General features: G+C 72.1%; 26 protein-coding genes and 2 pseudogenes. 17 read left to right on the top strand and 11 right to left on the bottom strand.

Annotated elements, in window-relative coordinates:
* Positions 1-51 precede the first annotated feature (51 nt).
* A complete protein-coding gene (locus tag ADK36_RS01300) occupies positions 52-927 on the bottom strand; it encodes a SigB/SigF/SigG family RNA polymerase sigma factor (RefSeq protein ID WP_048578869.1) in 876 nt (291 codons plus the stop codon).
* A gap of 420 nt (positions 928-1,347) precedes the next feature.
* Between ADK36_RS01300 and ADK36_RS01295 the strand changes: the two genes are divergently transcribed.
* Positions 1,348-2,223, top strand: coding sequence for an RNA polymerase sigma factor SigF (locus ADK36_RS01295; protein WP_048578868.1), 876 nt, complete (start codon positions 1,348-1,350; stop codon positions 2,221-2,223).
* A 1,170-nt stretch (positions 2,224-3,393) separates the two neighbouring features.
* On the opposite strand, the gene ADK36_RS01290 is transcribed toward ADK36_RS01295, so the two are convergent.
* Positions 3,394-3,876, bottom strand: coding sequence for an ATP-binding protein (locus ADK36_RS01290; protein WP_048579653.1), 483 nt, complete (start codon positions 3,874-3,876; stop codon positions 3,394-3,396).
* 325 nt (positions 3,877-4,201) lie between these two features.
* On the opposite strand from ADK36_RS01290, the gene ADK36_RS01285 reads away from it, so the two are divergent.
* Entirely contained in the window at positions 4,202-4,648 is a 447-nt protein-coding gene (locus tag ADK36_RS01285; protein ID WP_234329615.1) for an STAS domain-containing protein, read from the top strand.
* Between the two features lie 189 nt (positions 4,649-4,837).
* Here the strand turns inward: ADK36_RS01285 and ADK36_RS01280 are convergent, their stop codons facing one another.
* Positions 4,838-5,317, bottom strand: a complete 480-nt coding sequence (locus ADK36_RS01280) for a MarR family winged helix-turn-helix transcriptional regulator (protein WP_199830071.1) — start codon at positions 5,315-5,317, stop codon at positions 4,838-4,840.
* A 155-nt stretch (positions 5,318-5,472) separates the two neighbouring features.
* On the opposite strand from ADK36_RS01280, the gene ADK36_RS01275 reads away from it, so the two are divergent.
* From ADK36_RS01275 to ADK36_RS01250, 6 genes are all read left to right on the top strand, one after another.
* On the top strand, positions 5,473-6,687 hold the full coding sequence (locus tag ADK36_RS01275) for a PP2C family protein-serine/threonine phosphatase (RefSeq protein ID WP_048579654.1): 1,215 nt from the start codon (positions 5,473-5,475) through the stop codon (positions 6,685-6,687).
* A gap of 62 nt (positions 6,688-6,749) precedes the next feature.
* The gene (locus tag ADK36_RS01270) at positions 6,750-7,649 is read left to right on the top strand and encodes an STAS domain-containing protein (RefSeq protein ID WP_048579655.1); all 900 of its coding nucleotides are present in this window, start codon (positions 6,750-6,752) and stop codon (positions 7,647-7,649) included.
* Entirely contained in the window at positions 7,646-8,068 is a 423-nt protein-coding gene (locus tag ADK36_RS01265) for an STAS domain-containing protein (protein ID WP_048579656.1), read from the top strand. The genes ADK36_RS01270 and ADK36_RS01265 overlap by 4 nt, the downstream gene beginning before the upstream one ends.
* Positions 8,065-8,508: an anti-sigma regulatory factor gene (locus ADK36_RS01260; RefSeq protein ID WP_048579657.1), complete on the top strand. Its 444-nt coding sequence runs from the start codon at positions 8,065-8,067 to the stop codon at positions 8,506-8,508. The genes ADK36_RS01265 and ADK36_RS01260 overlap by 4 nt, the downstream gene beginning before the upstream one ends.
* On the top strand, positions 8,508-9,581 hold the full coding sequence (locus ADK36_RS01255; protein WP_053196025.1) for an ATP-binding SpoIIE family protein phosphatase: 1,074 nt from the start codon (positions 8,508-8,510) through the stop codon (positions 9,579-9,581). The genes ADK36_RS01260 and ADK36_RS01255 overlap by 1 nt, the downstream gene beginning before the upstream one ends.
* Positions 9,578-11,314 carry a PP2C family protein-serine/threonine phosphatase gene (locus ADK36_RS01250; RefSeq protein ID WP_048579659.1) on the top strand — a complete coding sequence of 579 codons (1,737 nt, stop codon included), beginning with the start codon at positions 9,578-9,580 and terminating at the stop codon, positions 11,312-11,314. Before ADK36_RS01255 ends, ADK36_RS01250 begins: the two co-directional genes overlap by 4 nt.
* Here ADK36_RS01250 and ADK36_RS01245 read toward each other — a convergent pair.
* Together ADK36_RS01245 and ADK36_RS01240 are read right to left on the bottom strand one after the other, a co-directional pair.
* Positions 11,299-11,742 (bottom strand): MarR family winged helix-turn-helix transcriptional regulator, encoded by a 444-nt coding sequence (locus ADK36_RS01245; RefSeq protein WP_048579660.1) that lies wholly within the window; start codon positions 11,740-11,742, stop codon positions 11,299-11,301. The genes ADK36_RS01250 and ADK36_RS01245 overlap by 16 nt on opposite strands.
* A 132-nt stretch (positions 11,743-11,874) precedes the next feature.
* Positions 11,875-12,801 carry a GNAT family N-acetyltransferase gene (locus ADK36_RS01240; RefSeq protein WP_048579661.1) on the bottom strand — a complete coding sequence of 309 codons (927 nt, stop codon included), beginning with the start codon at positions 12,799-12,801 and terminating at the stop codon, positions 11,875-11,877.
* 426 nt (positions 12,802-13,227) lie between these two features.
* Here ADK36_RS01240 and ADK36_RS01235 point away from each other — a divergent pair, with 426 nt between their 5' ends.
* Positions 13,228-14,019 carry a DUF817 domain-containing protein gene (locus tag ADK36_RS01235; protein WP_048579662.1) on the top strand — a complete coding sequence of 264 codons (792 nt, stop codon included), beginning with the start codon at positions 13,228-13,230 and terminating at the stop codon, positions 14,017-14,019.
* A gap of 30 nt (positions 14,020-14,049) precedes the next feature.
* Here ADK36_RS01235 and ADK36_RS01230 read toward each other — a convergent pair whose 3' ends face one another.
* The 3 genes from ADK36_RS01230 to mgrA form a co-directional block, all read right to left on the bottom strand.
* The gene (locus ADK36_RS01230; protein ID WP_048579663.1) at positions 14,050-14,379 is read right to left on the bottom strand and encodes an antibiotic biosynthesis monooxygenase family protein; all 330 of its coding nucleotides are present in this window, start codon (positions 14,377-14,379) and stop codon (positions 14,050-14,052) included.
* 113 nt (positions 14,380-14,492) lie between these two features.
* Entirely contained in the window at positions 14,493-15,647 is a 1,155-nt protein-coding gene (locus ADK36_RS01225) for a S1 family peptidase (RefSeq protein ID WP_048579664.1), read from the bottom strand.
* A 116-nt stretch (positions 15,648-15,763) separates the two neighbouring features.
* Entirely contained in the window at positions 15,764-16,807 is a 1,044-nt protein-coding gene (gene mgrA, locus ADK36_RS01220) for an L-glyceraldehyde 3-phosphate reductase (RefSeq protein WP_048579665.1), read from the bottom strand.
* Between the two features lie 255 nt (positions 16,808-17,062).
* Here mgrA and ADK36_RS01215 point away from each other — a divergent pair, with 255 nt between their 5' ends.
* The 7 genes and pseudogenes from ADK36_RS01215 (at position 17,063) to ADK36_RS01195 (ending at position 20,610) form a co-directional block, all read left to right on the top strand.
* On the top strand, positions 17,063-17,818 hold the full coding sequence (locus tag ADK36_RS01215) for a FadR/GntR family transcriptional regulator (protein WP_048579666.1): 756 nt from the start codon (positions 17,063-17,065) through the stop codon (positions 17,816-17,818).
* Positions 17,815-17,946: pseudogene (locus ADK36_RS49880) on the top strand (galactonate dehydratase); the annotation flags it as partial. The gene ADK36_RS01215 and the pseudogene ADK36_RS49880, both read left to right, overlap by 4 nt.
* Positions 17,947-17,990: 44 nt before the next feature.
* Positions 17,991-18,152, top strand: a complete 162-nt coding sequence (locus ADK36_RS45685) for a hypothetical protein (protein ID WP_425315283.1) — start codon at positions 17,991-17,993, stop codon at positions 18,150-18,152.
* Positions 18,143-18,775, top strand: a complete 633-nt coding sequence (locus ADK36_RS01210; protein WP_048579667.1) for a bifunctional 4-hydroxy-2-oxoglutarate aldolase/2-dehydro-3-deoxy-phosphogluconate aldolase — start codon at positions 18,143-18,145, stop codon at positions 18,773-18,775. Before ADK36_RS45685 ends, ADK36_RS01210 begins: the two co-directional genes overlap by 10 nt.
* Entirely contained in the window at positions 18,772-19,239 is a 468-nt protein-coding gene (locus tag ADK36_RS01205; protein WP_048579668.1) for a hypothetical protein, read from the top strand. The genes ADK36_RS01210 and ADK36_RS01205 overlap by 4 nt, the downstream gene beginning before the upstream one ends.
* Positions 19,236-20,255 (top strand): sugar kinase, encoded by a 1,020-nt coding sequence (locus tag ADK36_RS01200; RefSeq protein ID WP_048579669.1) that lies wholly within the window; start codon positions 19,236-19,238, stop codon positions 20,253-20,255. The genes ADK36_RS01205 and ADK36_RS01200 overlap by 4 nt, the downstream gene beginning before the upstream one ends.
* A 64-nt stretch (positions 20,256-20,319) precedes the next feature.
* On the top strand, positions 20,320-20,610 hold the full coding sequence (locus tag ADK36_RS01195; protein WP_048579670.1) for a hypothetical protein: 291 nt from the start codon (positions 20,320-20,322) through the stop codon (positions 20,608-20,610).
* 133 nt (positions 20,611-20,743) lie between these two features.
* Here ADK36_RS01195 and ADK36_RS01190 read toward each other — a convergent pair whose 3' ends face one another.
* The gene (locus ADK36_RS01190) at positions 20,744-21,457 is read right to left on the bottom strand and encodes an aconitase family protein (RefSeq protein ID WP_053195943.1); all 714 of its coding nucleotides are present in this window, start codon (positions 21,455-21,457) and stop codon (positions 20,744-20,746) included.
* Positions 21,458-21,535: 78 nt separating this feature from the next.
* On the opposite strand from ADK36_RS01190, the gene ADK36_RS01185 reads away from it, so the two are divergent.
* Positions 21,536-22,093, top strand: coding sequence for a YciI family protein (locus ADK36_RS01185; RefSeq protein WP_048579672.1), 558 nt, complete (start codon positions 21,536-21,538; stop codon positions 22,091-22,093).
* A 155-nt stretch (positions 22,094-22,248) separates the two neighbouring features.
* On the opposite strand, the pseudogene ADK36_RS01180 reads toward ADK36_RS01185, so the two are convergent.
* Positions 22,249-22,504: pseudogene (locus ADK36_RS01180) on the bottom strand (winged helix-turn-helix domain-containing protein); the annotation flags it as partial.
* Positions 22,505-22,610: 106 nt separating this feature from the next.
* Entirely contained in the window at positions 22,611-23,942 is a 1,332-nt protein-coding gene (locus tag ADK36_RS01175; RefSeq protein WP_048579673.1) for a cytochrome P450, read from the bottom strand.
* Positions 23,943-24,062 lie beyond the last annotated feature (120 nt).

Here is a 24,062-nt window from a genome sequence, read left to right as displayed (position 1 = left end):
GGACTCGGACCAGTCCCCGTCATACGGTTCCCGCGTCATAGGGGTCCCGCGTCACACGGTCGTCCGGCCGCTGCCGCCCTCGTCGCAGCAGTGCTCCGGCCGCGACCCCTGGTCGAGTGCCTCGTCCCGGATCCGGGCGCAGCACCGGCTGATGAGGCGGGAGACATGCATCTGGGAGATGCCCAGTTGATCGGCGATACGGCTCTGTGTCATGTCCTCGAAGAAGCGCATGTACAGGATGGCGCGCTCACGCTCGGGCAGGCGCCGCAGTCCCTCCTTCGCCGCCTCCCGGTCGATGACGACGTCGTACGCCTCGTCGCAGCCGCCGATCGTGTCGGCGAGGCTGAACCCGTCGTCGCTCGAGGACATCTCGGCGTCGAGGGACAGGGTGCTGAAGCTCTCCAGAGCCTCCAACCCCGTGTTGACCTCCTCCTCGGTGAGCCCCGTGTGGGCGGCGATCTCGGCGACCGAGGGGTTGGCGCCGGCCGCGCTCTCGGCGAGGTCGCGCCGCGCGATCCGAACCTTGTTGCGCAGCTCCTGGACGCGCCGGGGGACCCTGAGGGCCCACATCCGGTCGCGGAAGTGCCGCTTGATCTCGCCGGTGATGGTCGGCACGGCGTAGCTCTCGAAGGCTCCGCGTCCGGGCTCGTAGCGGTCGATCGCCTTCACCAGTCCGAGGGCCGCGACCTGACGCAGATCCTCCAGCGACTCACCACGGTTGCGGAATCGCCCGGCGATGCGGTGGGCCATGGGCAGCCACACCTTGGTCAGTTCGTCGCGGATCAGGTCTCGCTCGGGCCCTTCGGGCAGAGTGGCGAGCCGGGCGAAGTCGGCCGCGGTGTCGGGGGCGTCGTTGTGGACGCGTCCACCGGACACGCGGGGACGGGTGGATGGGGCGGAACCTTGTGCGGACGTCTCAACCAGCATGCGGAACAGCTCCTGAACGGCGTTCTGCGGGAATCTCCGTGGGAAACGGTGCGTGGTGTTCGGGGCGCGAAAGCCCTGGAGTGGTCACATCTGTCGCACCGGGGCGCCTCTGGTCCGAAGCACGAAATCCCGCATGCCCCGCAACTCCCCACGCAAACGAGCGAGGGGGCACGCGCGGACGGCGTGTCCGGATCGGATCCCGCCAAGGGGCGGGTTCACGCCGGAACTCACCTCCACGCCGTGATCGCGGCGAGGGAAGCCCAGAGGAGGACAGGCCGAGGGAAGAAGTCGAGGGGAGAAGTCGAGAAGTCGGCACGCGGGCGGGAGAGGTGGAGGAGAGAAGTTGCGGGAAGGGGCATGAGACGCGCGAGTTCGGGCACGCGGGGATGGACAACTGGTTCCTGAGATGGGGAGGGCGGCATGGCAGCCGTGACGGTGGCGCAGGCAACGGCCACGGCACAGGAGACGGTCACGACGGACGGGGCGGCGCTGCCGCTCATCGAGGATCCGACGAGGGTGAGCCCGCAGGACGCACGCGAGTTGTCGCGTCAGTTCTTCGACCGACTGGTCATGCTGCAAGAGGGCACCGAGGCGTACCAGTACGTGCGCAACACGCTGATCGAGATGAACCTGTCGCTGGTGCGGTACGCGGCGTCGCGCTTCCGTGCCCGTGGGGACTCGCTGGAGGACATCGTCCAGGTCGGAACCATCGGGCTGATCAAGGCCATCGACCGTTTCGAGGTGTCCCGGGAGGTCGAGTTCACGACCTTCGCCGTCCCGTACATCGTCGGTGAGATCAAGCGTTTCTTCCGTGACACGAGCTGGGCGGTCCATGTGCCGCGCCGGCTTCAGGAGGCGCGTGCGGAGCTGGCCAAGGCGACGGAGGAACTCAGTTCCCGGCTGGGCCGCACGCCGACCACGCGTGAGCTCTCCCAGCTGATGTCCCTGTCGGAGGAAGAGGTCATCGAGGCCCGCAAGGCCGCCAACTGCTACCAGTCCGCCTCCCTCGACGCGGCCGTCACGCCCGATTCCGAGAACAGCGAGTCCGTGCTTGCCGCGTTCCTCGGTGAGGAGGATCCCTCGCTGGAACTCGTCGAGGACTTCCACTCGTTGGCACCCCTGATCGCCGAACTGGGCGACCGCGAGCGCCGGATCATCCATCTGCGCTTCGTCGAGGAACTCACCCAGGCGCAGATCGCCGACCGGATCGGCGTCTCCCAGATGCACGTCTCGCGCCTCATCAGCCGCATCATCAAGCAACTGCGCGTCGGACTGCTGGAGCCGGGGGTGGCCTGACGGCCACCTGCCGCCTGTCGCCTCGCGCCAGCGGCGCAGACAGCCTGAACGGGGTCGGCCCGCCCGTTGGCCCGCAGGCGGGCCGGCGGCGCGGAAGCCTGCTGTAACCGGGGGGTCGCCTGACGGCTCGCGCGAAGGGCACAGGCCCGGCTGCGGTCGGCACGGTCCCGTATGGAGTCGACGCATGTGGGCCGCGGCCACATAGTTGCGGCCCGTCGGCCCGCCACCGGGTCTGTCGACCGCCCGTCGGCCTGGCGCACCGGGTCTGTCGGCCGCCCGTCGGCCTGGCGGCGCGGCCGTGCGAGTCCCGTCGCCTCCCCGTGCGGGCACATCCGCTCGGCGGTAGGCGCGCCGATCTGTCCGCTTACTGGGCCCACCCGCTCGGTCGTTGGCGTCCTGGCCTCGTCAAGTCCTGGCAGGTCCGCCCGCACGGGGCGAGCTTCGGCCTGTCCGAGTGCCGGCGTGTGGGGGTGTCGGTCTGTTCCGCGTCCGGGGGTTGTCGGGTCGTGGCCCTTGGGCGTGGGCTGTCTGAGGCCAGGTTGTCCACGGGTTGGCTCGTCCTCGTGCCGATCTGTGTGCGTGCTGCCTTGTTGGCGTCCGGGCTGGTCGGGCCATGGTCGGTTCGCCTGGTCTGGCCGAGCCCGCTTCTTCTCGTGTTGACCTGAGCACGGGCCAAGCCCCGTCCGCGCGTCCGGGGGTTGTCAGGTCGCGGCCCTTGGGCGTGGGCTGTCTGAGGCCAGGTTGTCCACGGGTTGGCTCGCCCTCCCCGTGCCGACCTGTCTGCGTGCCGCCCCGTTCGCGTCCCGACCGGGTCAAGTCCTGGCTCGTCTGCCCGCACTGGCCGAGAACCGACCTGTTCGTGTTCTGTCCTGTGGGTGTGCCGGCCCCTCCACATCGCGCTCTGTCTGAGTCCCGGCCTCGCCGAGTTTCTGCCCGCCTAGCCAGGCCCCGCGTGTCCCCGCCTGTCCGGCCCCGGCCTTGCTGCGCGCCGCCCCGTCCGTGTCCCGGCCCTGTCGCGTCGCGGCCTGTTGAAGTCCTGCCCCGTCCCAGTCCCGACCGGTCCGTGTCCCGGCTGTCCGGTGCCGGCCCCACCGCCCGGCTTCCCCCCCGACCCTGCCCCCTCCAGTCCTGCCAGCTCCTCCAGGCCCCCCGCATCAGGCCCTGTCCGCATCAAGCCCTCTCCACATCGACCGGACGCCCGCGCTCCGCCGCAACCGACAGCGGGATCACCGCGGTGACGCGCTTGCCGCCGGACGGGAGGTCTGTTACTTGGACGGTGCGGGAGAGCCTGCAGACGATCGGCCAGCCGCGGCCGCCGCAGCGGTGGCGGCCGTGGGGGTCGAGCGGGGGCAGAGTGATCGGTCGTCGTCGCTCACGGTCGCTGACGGACAGGTACAGGTTCTGGTCGACGACCTCGACGTCGAAGCCGGTGACGCCGCCGCCGTGCAGGATCGCGTTGGTCGTCAGTTCCGATGCCACCAGCAGCGCGTCCGACAGCGTGTCCGGCGCGCAGGCGGTGCCCCGGGCGCACGACTGTTCGGACAGAACCCGCCGCACGGCTCCGCGTGCCTCGGCCGGACTCCGCGGCCCGGGGCGCGGACGGCCCGCGCCCGCCGGGGGCCTGGTGGTGCCGGTCCGGTACTTCTCACTCATCCTTTCGCTCCCTGACTCACAGAGGCGAGGAGGCGGAGAACCCGCGCAGGGCCCGAGCCCCTTTCTCCTCCACATCGGGTGATGTTTCTCTCTAGTCGCGTCACCGGATGACCGACCGCCAAACCGTTCTCCGGGGCCCGTGCGCGCAAAAGCAGCCAGAAGTGTGACGCAAGCCGTTCCCTCGCACGGGCCTTGTGTGCTGGGGGGATTCGGGGGTAGGCGGGCGGACGCATCGACGACCGTCACCGGTCAGTGCGGTACGCGATGCATCAAAACCGTTCGTCGGGGCACCCGTCCCGGTCGTCAACGCCTGTGGGAGGTACTTGTGTCCGTTGCCCAGAATCCCCTGTCGATCAAGGTGGAAGTGCCCCGGGAAGACGCCGTGTTGCTCACGGTCGAGGGTGACCTGGACATGGACACGGCCACCGAGTTGCAGCATCACCTCGCCAACCAGCTCCACCACGGCCGACGGCACTTCCTGCTCGACATCGCCGGCGTTCCCTTCATGGACTCGTCCGGCATGAACATCGTCCTGCGGGCCTATCAGGAGGTGCGGGAGATTCCGGGGGGTGTGTACGTCATCTCTCCGACGCCGGCCGTCCGCCGGATCATGGATCTCACCGGTGTCAGCATCACCGTCCCGATCGTGGGGAGCGCCGAGGAGGCGCTCGCCACCGCGGACTCCAGGCCGGACTCCCCGCCGGACGCGGAACCGCACGCCGGACCGGAATCCGAGCCGGGCCCGCCTCCCTCGCCCTCGCCGGAGCGGTGAAGTCCGCTTCGAAGACCGCTCGGAAGACCGCTTCCCGGAGCGGCAGTTCAACGATCGCGCGCCGCATCCACAGCATCAACAGTTGCTGTTTGACAACTATGGCCATGAGGCAACAGAGTGAGCGGGTCAAGCGCGGGAGGGGTGTGGAACGTGCCGGTCAGCAACGAGGACGGCCCACGTTGCCGGGCCTCACGCGCTTCTGGCGTCGGAGGCTTCGTCACCCTCGTGGATCTCCGCGGAAGCCGCCGCGCAGAACGCCTCCAGGCCCTCCAGCAGAGCGGTGCGCTGCGTGACGGGCATCTGCTCCAGCACGGACTGCAGCGCGGCCTCGCGCCGCGCGCGCAGCTCCGCCAGAAAGGTCCGTCCGCGGCGGCTCAGGTGCAGGCGCAGTTCCCGGCGGCTGGAGGCGCTGGGTGCCCGCTCGACGAAGCCCACCGCCTGGAGGCGGTCGCAGAGCCGACTGGTCGAGGGCGGCGTGGAGCCGAGGGCCTCGGCCAGCATGCGCAGGTTGATGCCGGCGCTGTGCTCCAGGATGAACAGCACGCGGATCTGGGAGGCGGACACCGGTGCCGTCGAAGCCCGGCTCCACAGGACCTCCAGCAACTCGGCGGCCTCGGAGGTCACACGCGCCACCTCGTCCGGCCGCGGATGCGAGTGGGAGGAAGTCACGGTCCCACTCTTCCAGGCTTCCCGGACACTGTCAGCCCACCGCTTCGGGCAATAGGTACAGAGCACTAGATACGGACAAGAAGGACCGATGGGCGGCGTCCGCGGAACCGCGGGTCCAGCGCCGGCACCGTGACAAGATTGGCGTATCCGACATCGTGAACAGATTCGTGGCAGCCGAGCGGGCACTTCGCTCAGCCGCCCCGCACCAACTGGTGGACGCGGTCCGCGAAGTACTGTGCGACGAGTACGCGGCGACGACCGTTCAGCTCTTCCTGGCCGACTACGGCCTCGCCACGCTCCGGCCCGTCCCCGCCGGCCACGGCACCGGCAGGAGCCGGCCCGGCCACCCGGCGCCCAGCCTGCCCGACCCGATGCCGGCGCACGGCAGCCCGGCCGGACGTGCCTTCGGGTCCCAGGAACCCTTCGTCGAGAAGCTGACCGACGGCCGGGTGCGCCTGCACCTGCCGGTGACCGTACGCGGCGACCGGCTCGGCGTGCTGGCCGTCACGATGCCCTCCGCCGACCGGGCCGAGGAGTGCCTGGACGAACTGGCCGACGTGGCACAGGTGCTGGGGCACGAGGTGATCGTCGCCGACCGGGACACCGACCTGTACCTGCGGGCCCGCCGTACCGACCGCCTCACCCTGGCCGCGGAGATGCAGTGGCAACTCCTGCCGGGCCGCTCCTGCAGCCGTGCCGAGTACGCGCTCGGCGCCCAGCTCGAACCCGCCTACGCGATCTTCGGCGACAACTTCGACTGGTCCGCGGACGCCGACCGTCTGATGCTCTACATCACCAACGGCATGGGCGAGGGCATCGAGGCGTCCCTCCTGACCAACCTGGGCATCAACGCGCTGCGCAACGCACGGCGCGCGGGTCTGTCCATCGCGGACCAGGCCGCCCTCGCCGACCAGGCCGTCTACGCCCAGCACCGGGGAGACGCCCACCTGGCCGTGCTGCTGCTCGACCTCGACCTGCGCACGGGCCGGCTCCAGGTCGTCGACGCCGGCTCCCCGCAGATGCTGCGGCTGCGCGGCCGTACCGTCACCGCCTTCGAGTTCGACGCGCAGCTTCCCCTGGGCATGTTCGAGGAGACGGACTACGTCGCCCAGGTACTCGACGTCGACCTCGAACCCGGCGACCGGCTCGTCTTCGCCAGCGACGGGGTGTACGCCGTCGCCGCGCCCGGCGGCGAGCGGTACGGGGAGCGCGCACTCGCCCGCGCCATCGTGTCCACCAGCCTGCTGCCCGCGGCCGAGGTCCCCCGTGCCGTCCTGCGGGAACTGGCCGGTCACCGCGGCACGCCCGTACCCGACGACGACGCCCTCGTGGTCTGCCTCGACTGGTTCGGGCCGCGGCGGGCGACCTGACCGAACCGTCCGGCGCTCCCCGTAGGGTCGGGGCGGCGCACACCGTATGAGGAGGGAAGTACGTGCCGGAGCAGCAAACGGCAGAAGAGCACACCAACCCGGCGGAGGAGGTCGGGATCTTCCTGCGGCAGCGCCGGGAGCAGATCGCCCAGCGCTGGGCCGACGCGGCGCTGTTCCGCACCGTGTTCACCGTGTCCCGGGACGAGGCGGTGGAAGCCGGCCGGGCCGTGGTGGAGGCGCTGGCCGCGGTGGCCGCCGCCGGACGCCTGGAGGACGCGGAGGCGGACGGTTTCGCGGTCGTCCGCGAGCAGTTGGCGCGTACGGCCCACTCCCGGGCGCGCGCCGGCGCCACCATCGCGCAGATCTCGGCCGAGATGGACGCGCTGCGGCCGGCCGTCAACGACCTTCTGCTCGACGAGCTCTCCGAGGCACCCGCCGAGCACCTGCGGGAGTGCACCACGGGGCTGACCGTGCTGATGGGCACACTGCGCCTGGTCATGATGGAGACGGCGATGAGCGCCGGGCAGGAACTCATCAACCGTCAGCGGCTCGAACTGCTCGAAATCGCCACCCCCGTGATCAAGTTGTGGGAGGGCATCGTCGCCGTACCGCTGATCGGCACCCTCGACAGCGCCCGCAGTCAGGTGGTGATGGAGACCCTCCTGGACGCCGTCGTCGAGCAGCACGCCCGCATCGCGATCCTGGACATCACCGGAGTCCCGACGGTCGACTCCCTGGTGGCGCAGCACCTGATGAAGACCGTGGCGGCGGCGCGGCTGATGGGCGCGGAGTGCATAGTCTCCGGGATCCGGCCTGCCATCGCGCAGACCATCGTCCACCTCGGCATCGACCTCAGCTCGGTGCTCACCCGCGCCAGCCTCGCGGACGCCCTGGCCTACGCTCTTCAGCAGCAGGGCGCCCACATCGTCGCGAACCCCTCCTCGGCTGCGGAGCCCCGGTGACCAGCGCCTCCACCTTCCCTTACGAAGGGCACGTCCCCGTCCTCAGGCTCGGCGGGGTCCTTCTGGTCACCCTCCAGGGCGACCTGTACGACAGCACGGCGGAGCAGCTCCGGCAGGACATCGGCGAGACCGTCTCCGACAGCGCGGTCAGCGGCGTGGTCATCGACCTCTCCGGTGTCGAGATCGTCGACTCGTTCATGGGCCGCGTCCTCAGCGACGTCGCGGCCATGACCCGCCTGCTGGCGGCGCAGACCGTGGTCGCGGGGATGCGCCCGGCGGTGGCCATCACCCTGGTGGAACTCGGCCTGACCCTGCCGGGCCTGCGCACCGCCCTCACCACCGAGGACGCCCTGCACCTGCTCGGGGCCGAGGTGTCGGTCCTGCCCCGCGCCGGGCGTGCCCGCCGGGAGCGCCCGTGACCCACAGCACAGGCAGCGTCTCCGCCTGCCTGCCGATCCACTCGGACCTCGATCTGGTGCGGGTGCGACAGCATGTACGGGAGATGACCGCCCGACTCGGGTTCGGTCTGGTGGAGCAGACCAAACTCGTCACCGCGGCCAGCGAGCTGGCCCGCAACGCCCTCGTCCACGGCGGCGGGGGACAGATGGAGTGCACCGCGGTGACCAGTGGCGGGATGAAGGGACTGCGTCTCGTCTTCAGCGACCAGGGCCCCGGCATCGCGGACCTGGATCTGGCCCTCAGCGACGGCTACACGTCCGGTGAGGGACTGGGGATGGGCCTGGGCGGCGCCCGGCGCCTGGTCCACGATTTCTCCGTCGACAGCCACCGGGGCAGCGGCACCACCGTTACGGTGACGTCATGGATCTCCCGGCCGCCCGGTCCGCGCGAGGCATTCTGATGCCGCGCGTCTGGGAGGTGCCGGTGCACGACTCGACCCGGGTCCGTGACGTCCGTGTGGCGGCCGGGGCCGCGGCCCGCCATGCCGGGCTGGCCGAGGACCGGGTCGCCGCCGCCGAGCTCGTGGCCACCGAACTCGCCACCAATCTGCTGAAGCACGCCGGTGGCGGGCGGATCCTCCTCGACCTGGTCGGCCCACCGGTTCCGGCCTACGGCGACGAGCGGGTCTCCAGGGTGCAGATCATGGCCGTCGACCACGGGCCCGGCATGCACGACCCCGCCGCGGCGCTGCGCGACGGCTACTCGACCACCGCCTCCCTCGGTGCCGGCCTCGGCACCTGCCTGCGCACGGCCGACGACTTCGGCCTGCACAGCACACCCGGGCGGGGCACGATCGTCATGGCCAGGATCGCCTCCCGCCCGCACCGCGGCAGCGACGGCCCGCATCCCGTCCCGCTCCCGGCGTGGTCGGGCGGAGTCAACATCCCCCTCGCGGGCGGGGAGTTCTCCGGCGACGCCTGGGTGTGCGTGCGGACGGCCGACCGCGTGACGCTGATGCTGGCCGACGGCCTCGGCCACGGCCCTCTCGCGTCCCGTGCCTCCTCCGCGGCGGTGGAGGAACTGCGCCGCACCCCCCACCTGCCCCCGGCGGACCTGCTGCGGCGGCTGAACAGCGCCCTGCGCGACACCAGGGGAGCGGCTGTCGCCGTTGCCCAACTCGACCTCCAGGTAGGGCAGTTGTCCTTCGCGGGGGTCGGTAACGTGGGCGCCCGCCTGCGCCGCGGCGACAGCTGGCAGGGGCTCGTCTCGCGCCCCGGCATCGTCGGCACACACCTTCCCACCCACCTGCCGCAGCACCAGGAAACCTGGTCGGACGACTGTCTCCTGGTCCTGCACAGCGACGGCCTGCCGAGCCGCTGGAGTCCCGGCCCGGCCGCCCGGGCCCCGTCGTCCCTCGACCCCGCCGTGATCGCCGCGACGATCGTGCGGGACGCCAGCAGCCCCGCCCGGCCGGTACGTGATGACACCGCCGTCGCCGTCCTGAGCCCCTTGCCCCCGGACGGCCCCTCATGACCCGCACCTGGTACGTCCGCACCATCACCGACGCCGCGCAGGCCCGCATCGCCACGGCGCGGCTGGCCGCCGCGTGCGGAGTACCTCCCGTCGAGCGCACACGCCTGGCGGCCGCGCTCACCGCACAGCTGCGGCAGTGCCTCACCAAGGGCGGTGACTGGCGGGTCGGCGTCGCGGCGACCGTGTCGTCCGCCGGGGGCGACTTCAGCGTCGAGGTGGCTCCGGTGAAGCGCCGCCCGGACGACCGGCGGCCACCGTGGCGGGCGTCGGCCCCCTGCACCGACGACGTGGACGTCTCCGCCGCCGAGCCCGCCGCCGACGACCCGGCGACGCTGGCCGAGGCCCTCTTCGGCGCCGACGAGGACGCCGCCCTGCTGCTGGAGCGGCTCGACGAGCAGGAGGGACTGGTCGCGTTCCACCGCGAGGAACTCCACCAGACCAACCAGGGCGTACTGGCGCTCCACGCCGAACTGGACGCCGCCGGCCGCGCCCAGCGCGAGCTCTTCGACGCCGAGCAGCAGGCCCGCAAGGAGGCGGAGAACGCCCGCGGCCGGCTGACCTTCCTGGCCGACGCCAGCGCCGCGCTGACCGCCTCCCTCAACCACGAGGCCATCGTGCGACTGCTGCCCGCCCTGCTGGTGCCGCGGTACGCGCGCACCGTCGACGTCTGGCTGTTCGACGACGTGAACGACGCGCTGCGCGGCGGCCCGCACCCGGCCGCCGCCGTCCTCGCGGCCCGCCGCGGCCGGCCGCAGTACGCCGCCGACCACCCCGGCGGCCTGCCCGGGGTCGACGACCAGCCGCCCTCGGCCATCGACCCCGGCCGGCCCCTCCTCTGCATCCCCCTGCTCACCCGCCGGTCATCGCAGGGCGTCCTCACCCTGTCGCCGCCCGACGAGCGCTGGGACGCGGACGACGCCGTCATGCTGATCGAGCTGGCCAGACGGGCCAGCATCGCCCTGGACAACGCCAGACGCTTCGAGCGCAACCGGGACATCGCCGAGACCCTGCAACGCGCCCTGCTCACCGACCTGCCCACGACACCGGGCCTGACCCTGGCCGCGCGCTACCTTCCGGCCACCCGGGGCCTGAACATCGGCGGGGACTGGTACGACGCCTTCCGCCAGCCCGACGGCAGCCTCATCACCGTCATCGGAGACGTCACCGGGCACGGGCTGCACGCCGCGGTGATGATGAGCCAACTGCGCACCGCCCTGCGCGCCTACGCCGTCGACGGCAGCAGCCCCGGTGAACTCCTGACGCGACTGCACCTGTTCCTGCACCGTCTGCGTCTCGACCTCTACGCCACCGCCGTCATCGCGCGCTTCCACCCGGACGACCCCACCCTCACCTGGGCCGCCGCCGGTCATCCGCCACCGGTGCTGCGCACCCCCGACGGGGAGGTGCACACGCTCGACGCCAAGCCCGGCGCCATGCTCGGCATCCCGCTGAAACAGGAGATCCGCGACCACACGGTGCCGCTCCCGCCGGGCTCGACGCTGGCCCTCTACACCGACGGGCTGGTGGAACGCCGCGCGCAGGGGATCGACCCCGGTATCCGGCGCCTCGCCGAGGAACTGGGCGGCTTCCGCCCTGCCGAACTCGCCGAAGAACTGGAAGCGTCGGCCGACCGGCTCCTGCATCCCCTGCTGCACGACTCCGAACACGACGACGACGTATGCCTGTTGCTGTGCCATGTGCACGAGGGGGCGCGGGATCAGCGACCCTTGTGAAAGGCGTGCAGCAGCTGTTCCAGCCGCGCGCGCTGGGTGGGAGGTACGTCGTCGATGGCGGCGGCCAGCTGCACGGCCAGCCGCTCGGTGACGTCCGCCAGCAGCCGCTGCCCCTCGACCGTGATCTCCAGATGCACCTCGCGCCGGTCGCCGGGCTGCACACACCGCCGGAGCAGCCCGCCGGCTTCGAGCCGGTCACAGAGACGGCTGGCGGTGGGCAGCCCGATGCCCAGATGCTCGGCCAGAGCGCTGACGTTGAGCGCGGGCCGGCGGCGGACGGCCCGCAAGGCGCGTATCTGGCGCGGCGGCAGGCGCGGACGGACGTCCTCGACGGCCGCCAACCAGTGCGCCACCAGGTTCTCCACGGCCTCGACGAGCTGCCGGCCGACGACGTCCGAGGGGAACTCGGGATCCGTTTCGCGGCACATGGCCCGACACTTCTCTCTCGGTCGACTCCGGCCTGGGCCCCATCAGTGCAAGGGCCTACCCGAAGCGACGGAGACTACACAGCCGACATCCGTGCCCGGGTCACTGCCGTGTCATCCCCAGATCGCCCCGGGTCACTTCAGAATCGCTTCCCAGGTGTCGACGGCGTAGTGGACCGTCATGCCGTGCCGGGCGTACAGGGCGGGAGCCCCCGTGGCGTTCGCGGTGTCCACGCCGAGCCCCACCGTGTCCCGGCCGCGCGCGGCGAAGGCCGCGAACGCGTGCCGCAGCAGGAGACCGCCGAGGCCCAGTCCTCGCCCCTCACGTATCACCCCGATGCTCCGGATCCACCCCATTGCCTCACGATCGTCGCGGGCGAGCAGGAAGCCGACGTCCCCCAGCTCCGCCGTACTGGCGATCCACACCAGCGACCAGTCGAGCGTGTCCGCGTCGACGTCGTGCAGCCACTGGTCGTAGCCACGGGGCTGGAAGTCGAAGTGCTGGGCGAAGCTGGACTGGTGCAGCGCGTGGACGCGCGCACGGTCCGCCTCCTCGGCGCACGACCGCAGCCGTATGCCGGGCAAAACCGTCGGCGCGAGGTCCACGGCGGCATCCAGCGGCCGTTGCAGCACGTGGTAGCGCCGTACGATTGACCAGCCCCGCTCCTCGATCAGCCTCGTGTCGAGCGTGGGCTCGGTGTTGAGGTGCAGATGCACCACCGCCCTGGACGCACCGTTCCCGCGGGCCTTGTCCAGGGCCCGGGTCTCGATCGCGTCGAGAACGAGCTCTCCGGCCCGCTGGTGCTCGGGCAGCACATAGTGGTCGACGTCGACGCGCTCACCCCCGGACTCGTCCCACAACAGGCCGTACGCCACGAGCCGTTCGCCGTCGAAGGCCAGCCACGAGTCGCGGTCCAGGGCGATGTCGGGCCGCTTCAGATCGGCCTCGACGATGTGCAGATCGGTCTCCGGCCGACCGATCTCGATGCGGTCGACCTCGTTGAGCAGTTCGGTGATGGCGGCCGCGTCGGTCAGGCCGGCAGGACGAAGGGCGTAGGGCATGGGCTCAGGGTCCGGGGGAGAGGCGGACGGCCGCAACGGATTTTCGCGACCGCCCCGCCCTCAGCAGGTCGCGGAAGCGGGCAGATGGCCGCACTCGTTGTCGGTGCAGCCGTGGTCGCTGACGGCCCGGCGGCGTACGGCGCGGTCATGATGCGGGCGGGACCCTGAGACTTCTCCGGCACCGCCGCTACGACCAGGACATCCCGACCCGCGAAAGAGGGCTCCCGTGCGCCACCGTTCGCCCACCCTGCCGGCCGCCCAAGGCGCCGCCTTGGTGGCGCTGACGTCGCTCACCGCCGAGGCCGCGCCCCATTCCGGTGGCAGCCACGGGGCCCGCGCATTCGAAGGCCACGTTGATCCGCCCTCACTTCGCGGTCGGGCCGGACCGGAGGCAACCGGGCGTGCCGCAGGCTCGTCCTTGGGATCATGGTCACCGCAAGCATTCCAGGACCCCTCGCGGCCTCAGTGCGCCAGCTGCTCGACTTCGCGTGGACACAGACCCGGTCCTGCGCCTTCGCCATCGCCCTGATGTCCGGTGTGGCGGCGTCCACCCTGCTGCCCGGCCTGCCCGTGGCCCGCTACGACCTGCTCGTCGTCTACGGGGTGCTGCTGACGCTGCTGTTCTGGATGCGCGGCTGGGAGAACGGGCGGGACGTCGCCGTCATCGCCGTCTGCCACGTCATCGGCCTGGCCTTCGAGCTGGTGAAGGTCTCCCTCGGCTCGTGGAGCTATCCGGAGCCCGCCGTACTGAAGTTCGCGGGCGTCCCGCTGTACGGGGGGTTCCTCTACGCCGCTGTCGGCAGCTACGTCTGCCGGGCGTGGCGTCTCTTCGACCTGGAGCTGGTCCGGTACCGCCCGCGGTCGACGGCCGTGGTCGCCGCGGCCATCTACGTGAACTTCTTCAGCCACCACTGGCTCCCCGACGCACGCCGGCTCCTGGCGGTACTGCTCCTCGCGGTCACCGCGGGCACGTCCGTGCGCTTCACGGTGCGCGGTGTGCGCCGACGGATGCCCCTCGCGCTGTCGTTCGTCCTGATCGGCTTCTTCCTCTGGGTCGCGGAGAACCTCGCCACCTACGTGGGCGCCTGGCGCTACCCCTACCAACTCGACGGCTGGGAGCCCGTGGGGGTGGAGAAGTTCGGTGCCTGGTCCCTGCTGATCAGCGTCACCTTCGTCCTGGCGGCCGTCGCACGGTCGCGCCGCACCGGGACCGAGTGAGGGCGGGGGCCGAGCCCCCGCCGCTGACTCCTACTCGCTCTTCGGCCCGGCCTGCTGCACGACCTCGAACGACCACAGCGTGGAACCGCTCGCCGCCGGCTTGGGACGCTCGCCGCCGCCCTCGCCACCGCCCTGGTGGGCCGACTTCATCGGGCCCTCCATCCATGCCTGGAAGGACTCCTCGTCACGCCACCGCGTGTACACGAGGTAGGTGTCGGTGCCCTCGACCGGCCGCAGGAGTTCGAACCACTCGAACCCGTCGGAGCCCTCCACGGCGTGCGCACGGGAGGCGAAGCGCTTCTCCAGCGTCTCGCGCTGCTCGGCGGGCACGGTCAGTACATTGATCTTGACTACGCTCATGGTGCTCATCCTGCCGCACGACCGCCGGCACACGCGCAGCGGCTCGTGCGAGGGCGGTCCGGTCCGGCCCGGCTCCGACCCCGGTCACCACCCGGACCGCCCCCGCCCGTGGGTCAGGCCGTGTGCAGGGTCAACCCGTAGCGGCCGAGGATCTCGTTGACGGGCTGGAACCAGGTCTCCCCGCCGCCGGAGCAGTTGCCCCAGCCGCCCGACGTGACCCCCTGCGCCTGGTCACCGCTGATGAAGGAGCCCCCGGAGTCGCCGGGTTCGGCGCAGACGCTGGTCTTCGTCATCTGGTGCACCGCGCCCTGGCTGTAGTTCACGGTCTCGTTCCTCGCCAGCACGGTGCCGCAGTGCCAGTGCGTCGTGGAGCCGGACCGGCAGACGGACGTGCCCACGGGTGCCTCGGCCGAGCCGCGCACGAGGCGGTCCGGGATCGTGCCCCAGCCGAGAACCACCGGCACCGTCCACCAGCCGCTGCCGACGCTCACCCAGGCGTAGTCGTCGCCCGGGAACGAGGAGCCCTGGAACGTTCCGACGTGGGTGCCGTCCCAGCCCCGGACAGCGGCCCCCTGACCGCCGCAGTGCCCGGCGGTGATGAAGCCGCCGCGCACCGAGAAGCCTATGGAGCAGCGGACGTTGCCGGTGTAGTAGGGGTCGCCGCCGACCGTTCCCGCCGCGAAGGTGCGCGGGGCGGCGGCGACCGTCTGCACGCTGACGGGTCCGGCCGCGCGGGCGCGGGAGACGAAGCGGCGGACATCGTTGTCAGCCCGCTTGTCCCGGACGACGTTCACGACGACCGTGTTGGCCGCCGGGTCGACGTGCCAACTGCTCACGCCCGACGGTGCGGGGAGGCGGTCGATGCGCGCCTTGGCCGCGTCGAGTTCCCGGGCGCTGTGCGCGACGGTGCGCACGGCCGCTCCGATGGCCCGGACCTCCCGCACGGTCGAGGGCGGGGCGTCCGACGTCACGGCCACGGTGAGCCGCCCGCTCTCCGCGTCGAACCAGGAGCCGCCATAGGCGGATCCGGCTGCCCTGCGTGCCTTCGGCGTGAGGTCCATGGCGGTGCGTTCCGCCGCCAGCCGCGCCTCGGCCCGCGGTTTCGACAGGCCGAGATCCCGCTGCATCGCCTCCAGAACGCCTGCGGAGGCGGAGGCGGGGTCGGGGTCGGGTCCGGTGGCCGCGGCCGATCCGGTGCCGCCCGCGGTCCAGCTGCCGAACGCGAGGAGTACGGCGAGTCCGGCGTACTTGAGTCTGCTGCGTCTCAAGGGAGTTGCCCTTCGTCGTTCCAACAAGTGGGGTGGAACAACCGCAATCTGAGAGCGCTCTCATTCAGGGTCGGGCAGAGCATAGCCATGACGGCGTGTCAGGTCCATACCAATGCTCAGTCCAGGTTGCCGGTCCGGGCCGCCCGCCACAGGTCGACGCCGCCGTCGGTGGCGTACTTGTCGATCTCGGCCAGTTCCTCGTCGCTGAAGTCGAGGTTCTCCAGCGCGGCGACGTTCTGCTCGAGCTGCTCGGTGCGGGAGGCGCCGATGACCAGCGAGGTCACCCGACGGTCGCGCAGCGCCCAGGCCAGTGCCAGCTGGGCGAGGGTCTGCCCGCGCCGGGCCGCGATGTCGCCCAGGGCGCGCAGCCTGCTCAGCATGTCGTCCGACAGCCAGGTCTCGTCGAAGGACTTGCCCTGTGTGGCGCGCGAGCCGGCGGGGACGCCGTCGAGGTAGCGGCCGGTCAGCAGGCCCTGGGCCAGCGCGGTGAAGCCGATGACCCCGAAACCCTCCTGTTCGGCGGCGTCCAGCAGGCCCTCGTTCTCGATCCAGCGGTTCAGCATGCTGTACGACGGCTGGTGGATGAGCAGCGGAGTGCCCAGCTCCCGGAGAATGGCGACCGCCTCCCGGGAGCGCGCCGCGTCGTACGAGGAGATGCCGACGTACAGGGCCTTGCCCTGTCTGACGGCGGTGTCGAGCGCGCCCATCGTCTCCTCGAGCGGGGTGCCGGCGTCGAGCCGGTGGGAGTAGAAGATGTCGACGTACTCCAGTCCCGTCCGCCGCAGCGACTGGTCGAGCGAGGCCAGCATGTACTTGCGGGAGCCGCCGCCCTGGCCGTAGGGGCCCGGCCACATGTCCCAGCCGGCCTTGGTGGAGACCACCAGTTCGTCCCGGTAGGGCGCTAGGTCCTGCTTCATCAGACGGCCGAAGTTGATCTCGGCGGCGCCGTAGGGCGGGCCGTAGTTGTTGGCGAGGTCGTGGTGGGTGATGCCGAGGTCGAAGGCGCGCAGGGCGATCTCGCGCTGGGCCTCGAAGGGCCGGTCGTCACCGAAGTTGTGCCAGTACCCCAACGACAGCACGGGCAGGTCGAGCCCTGAGCGTCCGCAGCGCCGGTAGCGCATGGTGCCGTTGTAGCGCTCGGGGTCCGCGAGGTGGGTCATCGGGGGGTGCTCCTGTCTTCCCGTCCGGTTCGGACGCTCGGTGTCCGATCCCGGCGTCCGGTGCGTTGGTCCAGCGCATCGTTCCATCCCGTGCGGCGGCGGTGGTCCAGCGACCGCTGACGGCGAACCATGTTTCTTTAAATTAGTAATTAATATTGACAGGGTCTCGGCCTCGCACCACAGTCTGCGCCGTGACGTCGACGGCCCCGCACCGAGCGGCCCGCGTCACTTCCGACAGCAGAAAGGCTGTACGACATGACGCCCTACGCCCGCCGCGGCGTGCACGGCCAGACCGTGGAGGCCCTCGCCCGCCGCATCCTGGGCGGCCGGATCCCCGAGGGAGCCACGCTCGACCTGGTGGCGCTGCAGAGCGAGTTGGACGTCAGTCTCACGGCCCTGCGCGAGTCACTGAAGGTGCTCGCCGCCAAGGGCATGGTCGACGCCCGCCAGAAACGCGGCACCTTCGTCAGAGCCCGCGCAGACTGGAACCTGCTCGACGCCGACGTGCTGCGCTGGCAGTTCGAGGGTGCCGACCTCGCCGTCGACGCGGACCGGAACCTGCTGCGCAACCTCGCCGAGGTGCGCGCCATCGTCGAACCGGCCGCCGTGCGCCTGGCCGCCGAGCGGCGCACCGACGCCGACCTGGCGGCCCTGGGAGCGGCACTGGAGGCGATGGGGGAGCAGGGCGCCGACCCGGGACAGGCCGTGGAGGCCGACCTCGCCTTCCACCGTGCCCTGCTGTCCGCCACCCACAACGAACTCCTCCAGCGCATGGAGATGGTCATCGAACCGGGCCTCGCCCACCGGGACCGCATCGTGCACAGCCATCCGCACAGCGAGGACCCCGTACCGGCCCACCGCGCCGTCCTGGACGCCGTACGCGAGCGGGACCCGCAGGCCGCGGAGGCCGCGATGCGCGCCCTGCTCGCCCAGGCCGGGCGCGACCTGGACCGGATCGACGGTCCCGACGCCCCGAGCTCCGACGACACGAAAGGCACCGGCGGCGAGTGAAGATCACTCGTATCGAAACCTTCCTGGTTCCGCCGCGCTGGCTGTTCTGCCGGGTCGAGACCGACGACGGCGTGGTCGGCTGGGGCGAACCCGTCGTGGAGGGCAGGGCCGAGATCGTCCGGGCCGCAACCTCGCCGGCTACCCCCGGCCGCACCCGTACCGGAGCACGGGCGTGGAGCCCATGCTCGGCCGCGTCTTCGACCTCGCCGACGCGGGCCCCGACGACGCCGCGCGGGTACCGGCGTCCGGCGAGGTCCACTGGCGACTTACGCTCGCCGGGGCCTGCCGCCGCCCCTCGACCCCCGCACAGAAGGAGCACCGTCCGTGGACCTGACCGCCACGCTGGCCACCCACCGCCTGGTCGCGATAGTGCGGGGCGGTGACCCCGACGCCGCCCTGCGCACCGTGCTGGCGCTGGCCGAGGAGGGCGTCGAACTGATCGAGGTCTCACTCGCGGCCCCCGGCGCCCTCTCCGTCATCGAACGCGCCCGGACCGCGTTCGGCCCGGACCGGCCCCTCGGCGCCGGCACCGTCCTGACCGCCGAGGATGCCCGAGCCGCCCACAGCGCCGGAGCCGACTTCGCCGTCACCCCGGGCCTCGGCGACGGCGTCGGCGCGGCGCAGGAGCTGGGCATGCCGGTCCTCGCCGGAGTGATGACCCCCACCGAGATCATCGCCGCCCGAGCACTGGGAGTGGCCGCGCTGAAGGTCTTCCCCGTCGCCGAGGCCGGCGGAGCGGCCTATCTGAAGGCCCTGCGCGGGCCGTTCCCCGACGCGCCGTTCGTCCCGGTGGGCGGAGTCGACGAGGACCTCGCCCGCGCCTGCCTCGCGGCCGGGGCCATCGCGGTCGGCGTCGGCTCCCCCCTCGTCGGCGACGCGGCCGACGGCGGCAGCATCACCGCCCTCAGGGAGCGCGCCCGAGCCTTCCGCAAGGTCGTGGAAGAGGCGACGCGGTGACGGCGGCCCCGCGTCCCACCCTCCCCGACGGCCTCGAACCGGGCGAGGGCATCCGCTGGACCGGCTCCGGCGTCGTCCTCGTCGACATCCTCGCCGGCCGTCTCCTGTCGGCCCCGGACGACCCCACGGCACCCCTGCGCACCATCGCCCAACTGCCCGTCCCCCTGGGCGCCGTGGCACCCCTGGCCGGTCACCTGGGCACCTGGGTCGCGGGCACCGGCATCTGCCTGCTCCACCCCGACGGCACGGTCGACCGGCTGGCGCGGCTGCCGGCGCGGCAACCGGCGGGGGTGTGCCTCGCCCATGACGTCCTGCACATCACGTCCGCCCGCGTGGGCCTGGCCGCACCGGGTCGCGAGGACGGGGCCCTGTTCACCGCGCGCGTGGACGTGCCGGGCACCCCCACGCCCGCCTGCCGGCTCGACCGCGCCCGGCAGCCCGCGGCCACCGGGGACCCGGCATGACCGCCGCACGCGTATCCGCCGGGACCGGCCCCTGGCGCCCCGCCCCGGGCCCGGTCGTCTGCGTCGGCGAGACCATGGCGGCCCTGGCCCCCGACCCGCCGGCCCCCCTCCTGAACGCGGCCCACCTGCGGCTGTCGGTGGCCGGGGCCGAGTCGAACGTCGCCATGTACCTGGCCGACCACGGCATCCCGGTCGCCTGGCTCTCCGCGCTCGGCGACGACCCGCTGGGACACCGTGTCCGCTCCACCGTCGCCGCCGCGGGCGTCGACGTGTCGCATGTGCGGACCGACCCCCGCCGGCCCACCGGCCTGCTGGTGAAGGACCCGGGCCCAGCCGGGACCCGTGTGCACTACTACCGGCGGGGCTCGGCCGCCTCCGCGCTGGGCCCCGAGGCACTGGACCGCGCGCTCCTGCGCACCGCCTCGCTGCTGCACCTGACCGGCATCACGCCCGCGCTGTCCGAGTCGTGCCGTGAGCTGGTGACGCGGGCCCTGACCGCCGAGCCCGGCGCACGCCCGTACGCGGTGAGCTTCGACGTCAACCACCGCGCCGCCCTGTGGCCGGACGGGACGGCCCCGGACGTGCTGCGCGCACTGGCCGACCGTGCCGACATCGTCTTCGTCGGCCTGGACGAGGCACAGGGGCTGTGGGGCGAGGACCTGACGCCGGAGGGCATACGAGCACAGCTTCCGCGTCCCCGCATCCTGGTCGTCAAGGACGGGGCGAACGCCGCGACCGCGTTCAGCGACGAGGGCGTGCACACCGTGCCCACGCCGCGCACCACGGTGGTCGAGGCCGTCGGCGCCGGTGACGCCTTCGCGGCCGGTTTCCTCGCGGGCCTGCTGCGGGGGGAGAGCACGACCCACGCCCTCCGCCTGGGCCACATCACCGCCGCCTCCGCCCTCCGAGTGACGGGAGACCACGGCCCGTTGCCCGACCCGCGGGAGACGGAGGCGCTGCTCGCACTGTCGACCGGGGAGTGGACTCAGCGGGCGGCCGTGTCGCCCTGGACCTGAGCCCTCCCCGCGCTCCGCACGCTCCGCGCGCGAGAGGTGATATGCCCGCCTATGCTCCATTTGTGTGACGACTATCTTCGAAGAGCTGGTGGAGAAGGAGCGTGCGGCCGAGCAGGCGCACACGCACGTGGAGGAGCTGCGGCGCATGTACGGCTCGCCGACCCAGCGCGGTGGCTGGAGCGCGCGGCAGACCGAGACGTACAACACGGCCCTGCGGGCCTGGCGGGACCTGGCCAGGGAGGCGCAGGTCGCGATGGTCCAGTACGCCAGAGCGCGCGGCGAGCCGCGCAGTGATGTCGAGGAACAGGTGAGAAAGGCCGCCTTGCACATGGAGCCGGGCGGCGCCGGGGCATAGCGGAGCAGGCTCCCGGCGCCCGCACTCCCCGAAGAAGGGCGGACGCTTCCCTCGCGCACCTCGACGAGGGGGGGGAGACGCGCGTCAGGCGGTGGCCGGATACAGCAGGCAGTCCTCCGGCCGGATCAGCAGGTCAAGGCTTGGCGATCAGCCCGCGCTGGACCGCCCGCTGGGCGAGGAGACCCGTCTGCACGATCAGCGCCGGGTTGGCGGTGTTGGTGCAGCTCGTGATGGCGGCGATGGCGACCGGGCCGTCGGGCAGCGGCTCCCCGAACACGTCGACCTCGCCGGTCGGGCGGCCCGCCGCCTGCCGGAAGGACGCCGGTACGCGGGACAGCGGCAGCCGCTGATGCGGCAGGTTCGGGCCCGCCTCGCTGGGCTCGACCGAACCGAGATCGAGGTCGAGCACCTGGTCGTAGCGCGGCGCGGGGCGGTCGTCGGTGTGCTTGAGGCCCTGGGCGGTGAGGTAGGCGTCGACCAGGCGGACGTGCTCCTCCTCCCGGCCGCTGAGGCGCAGACAGGCGGCGGTCTCGTCGTCGTAGGGGAAGCAGACGCGGGTGGCGCCGTACTCGGGGGCCATGTTGGAGACCGCGGCACGCTCGGCCCGGCCGAGGGTCGTGACGCCGTCGCCGCAGAACTCGACGAACTTGTTCACCACGCCCGTGGCGCGCAGCAGTTCGGTCAGCGTCAGCGCGTGGTCCGTGGCACCGACGCCCTGGCGCAGCCGGCCGGTCAGGCGGACGCCGACCACGTCCGGGTAGGGGATGATGACCGGTTCGCCGAGCATGGCCGCATGTCCTTCGAGGCCGCCGACGCCCCAGCCGACGACACCCAGGGCGTTGATCATCTCCCTGGCGGCAGGGCGCGACGGCGGCGGGTGGGGGCTTCGGCGCCGGCCCCGGTGAGGGTGATGAAGACTGTGGGCATGGAGTTCTTCTGCTACCACCGTGACCGGCCCCGCTCTCTCCCGTTGCGCGACCGGCTGTTGGAGGAGCACTGGTCGTACATGGACCGTTTCGCGGCGGAGATGATCGCGAGGGGGCCGACCTTCGCCCCGGAAAGTGACACGCCGAGCGGCAGTGTGCACGTCCTCGACCTGCCGAATGCCGCCGCCGCCCGCGCGTTCGCCTTCGACGAGCCCAACTACCAGGCAGGCGTGTACCGGGACGTGCTGCTGCGCCGCTGGCGCAACCTGCTGGGGCGCACCATGTGGGACTTCCCCGGCGGCAGCACCGACGGCAACCGGTATCTGGTGCTGGGGCTCGGCCCGGAGGCCGGGGAGCCCGTCGACCAGGATGTGCCGCCCGGGCGGGAGGAGCTGATCGCGTACGGGCCGCTGCTCTCCGACGACGGCACCGCCTGGCTGGGCACGGCGGCACTGGTGCGGGCTCCCGACGCCGAGGTGGCCCGTGCGGTGCTGACGTCGGACCGGTACGCCGATGTCGAGGTCCATGACTGGCAGTTCGGCGGACGGTCGTCCTGAGGCGAGCATCCGGTCCCCTCATCTCTCAGCCGTCGCGGGCTTCGGAACACGCACGATCGCCTCGGGGGCCGGGACGCGCACCTGGCTGTGCGCGTCCCAGGCGTCGGCCTTCCCCCGCTCCGTCATGCCGACGAGTGACGGGGAGCCGCCGAGGCGTTCGCCGCGCCGCGAGCGCACCAGCCGCAGGCGCTCGCGCGGCATGCGGACGTAGGTGCCCGAGCCGGCGCGGCCTTCGAGGAGACCGTCGATGATCAGACGGTCCATGGCCCGCTGTACGACGTTGCGTCCGACCCCGTACTCCTCGGCGAGCCGCACCCGGGACGGCAGGCGCTCCCCGATACCCCACTCGCCCGCGAGGATCCGTGCGCGCAGCACGTCGGCCACTGCGAGGTACGGCGCCTCTCGGGGCATGGGCGACTCTCCGGTGGTTCCGCCGTGCGGCGACGTGTGATTCCAGGGGGCGTTGGAAAGCTACTGCACCGGCTGAAAGCTACTGGAGTAGGAATACGCGGCCGAGTCAGGCCCGCAGCGGCGCCAGGGTCGCGGGGGCGGGGCCGCCGGGGCGGACCGTGATGCCGTACTCCGCCGTCGTGGGGGTGGAGGAGAACGTGGGGGTGTAGGCCGGCAGCAGGTGTTCGAGGAGGACGGTCGACTCGCGGAGCGCGAACTGCAGACCGAGGCAGGCTCGGGGGCCGATGCCGAAGGGGAAGTAGGCACCCGGGTGGGCGGGCCGGCCGTCCGGGGCGGTGAAGCGCCGGGGGTCGAAGTGCTCGGGGTCCGGCCACAGTTCGGGATCGCGATGCGTGAGGTACGGGCAGACGAGGATGTCGGTGTCCGCCTCGACGGAGTAGCCCGCGAGGATGTCGTCCTCGGCGGCACGGCGGGGCAGGAGCCAGGCCGACGGGTAGAGCCGGAGCGTCTCGTGGACCAGGGCCTGGATCGCCTGGCGGCGTTCGGGCGAACCCTCGCCGCCGGCGGCGAGCGCCTGTTCGCGTGCGACAGGGTGCCGGTCGAGGAGCAGATAGAGCCAGGTCAGGGTGGTGGCGGTGGTCTCGTGCCCGGCCGCGAGCAGTGTGACCAGCTCGTCGCGGATCAGCTGGTCGGTGTATTCGGGGCGCTCGGTGGAGGCGTCGGTCAGGACATGCACCAGACCGGGGCCGTCGGGTCCGGCCGCACCGCTGTGGGCGGCTTCGACGGCGCGTCGGGCGACGGCGTCGATCCGGGCGAGATCGGCGGCGACGGTGTCCTGGGCTTCGGTGACATCGGCGGGCAGGGTCGGAATGGCCGCCGCCACGGCTTCCACGGCGGCCAGTTCGCGCTCGGTCTCGTCATCGAGGGGGTGCCCGGTGAGGGAGCGCCAGATGGCGTCCAGGGCGAAGCGGTGCATCTCCTGCCCGACGTCGAGCGCCTGCCCGGTGCGGGCGTATCCGTCCCAGCGCTCGGCGGTGGTGCGGGCAGCCGCGGTGATCCGATGCTCGTAGCGGCGCATTCCGGTACCGGTGAACTGGGACTGCAGCAACCGGCGTTGCCGCTTCCACGCCGTGCCGGTGGCGGCCATCACTCCGTCGCCGATCAGCAGCCGGGCGCGGTGGGAGCGCTTGACGTAGCGCTCCGGGTGCCGGGCGAGGACATGCTGGACCGCCGTCGGATCGGTGACGAGGATGGTGCGGGCCGGGCCGGCCCGGAACGCGGCGACGCCGCCCACGCGCTCGCGCACCTGGGCCAGCAGATCGACCAGTTCGCCTCCCTCCGCATGCCACCGCTGCACGAGTCCGGGCTCGGCTTCGGGGACCGGCCGCTCCGTTCCGGGAACGTCCGGGAGGGCGCCGAGGCCGGCTTCGGTGTCCATCGTCTTCTCCTGGTCAGCCGTGGGGCTCGGCCGCAGCCAAGCGCTGGTGGCACGGACTGTACGGGAGCGGGCACATCGAGTGACAGTCCGCTTCGGTGCGACTGCCGGGGAGTCGACCGG

Source organism: Streptomyces viridochromogenes (assembly GCF_001270495.1).
Classification (GTDB): domain Bacteria; phylum Actinomycetota; class Actinomycetes; order Streptomycetales; family Streptomycetaceae; genus Streptomyces; species Streptomyces viridochromogenes_A.
The sequence above is the reverse complement of the archived record's forward strand: the minus strand, read 5'-3'. Positions and strand labels throughout refer to the sequence as shown.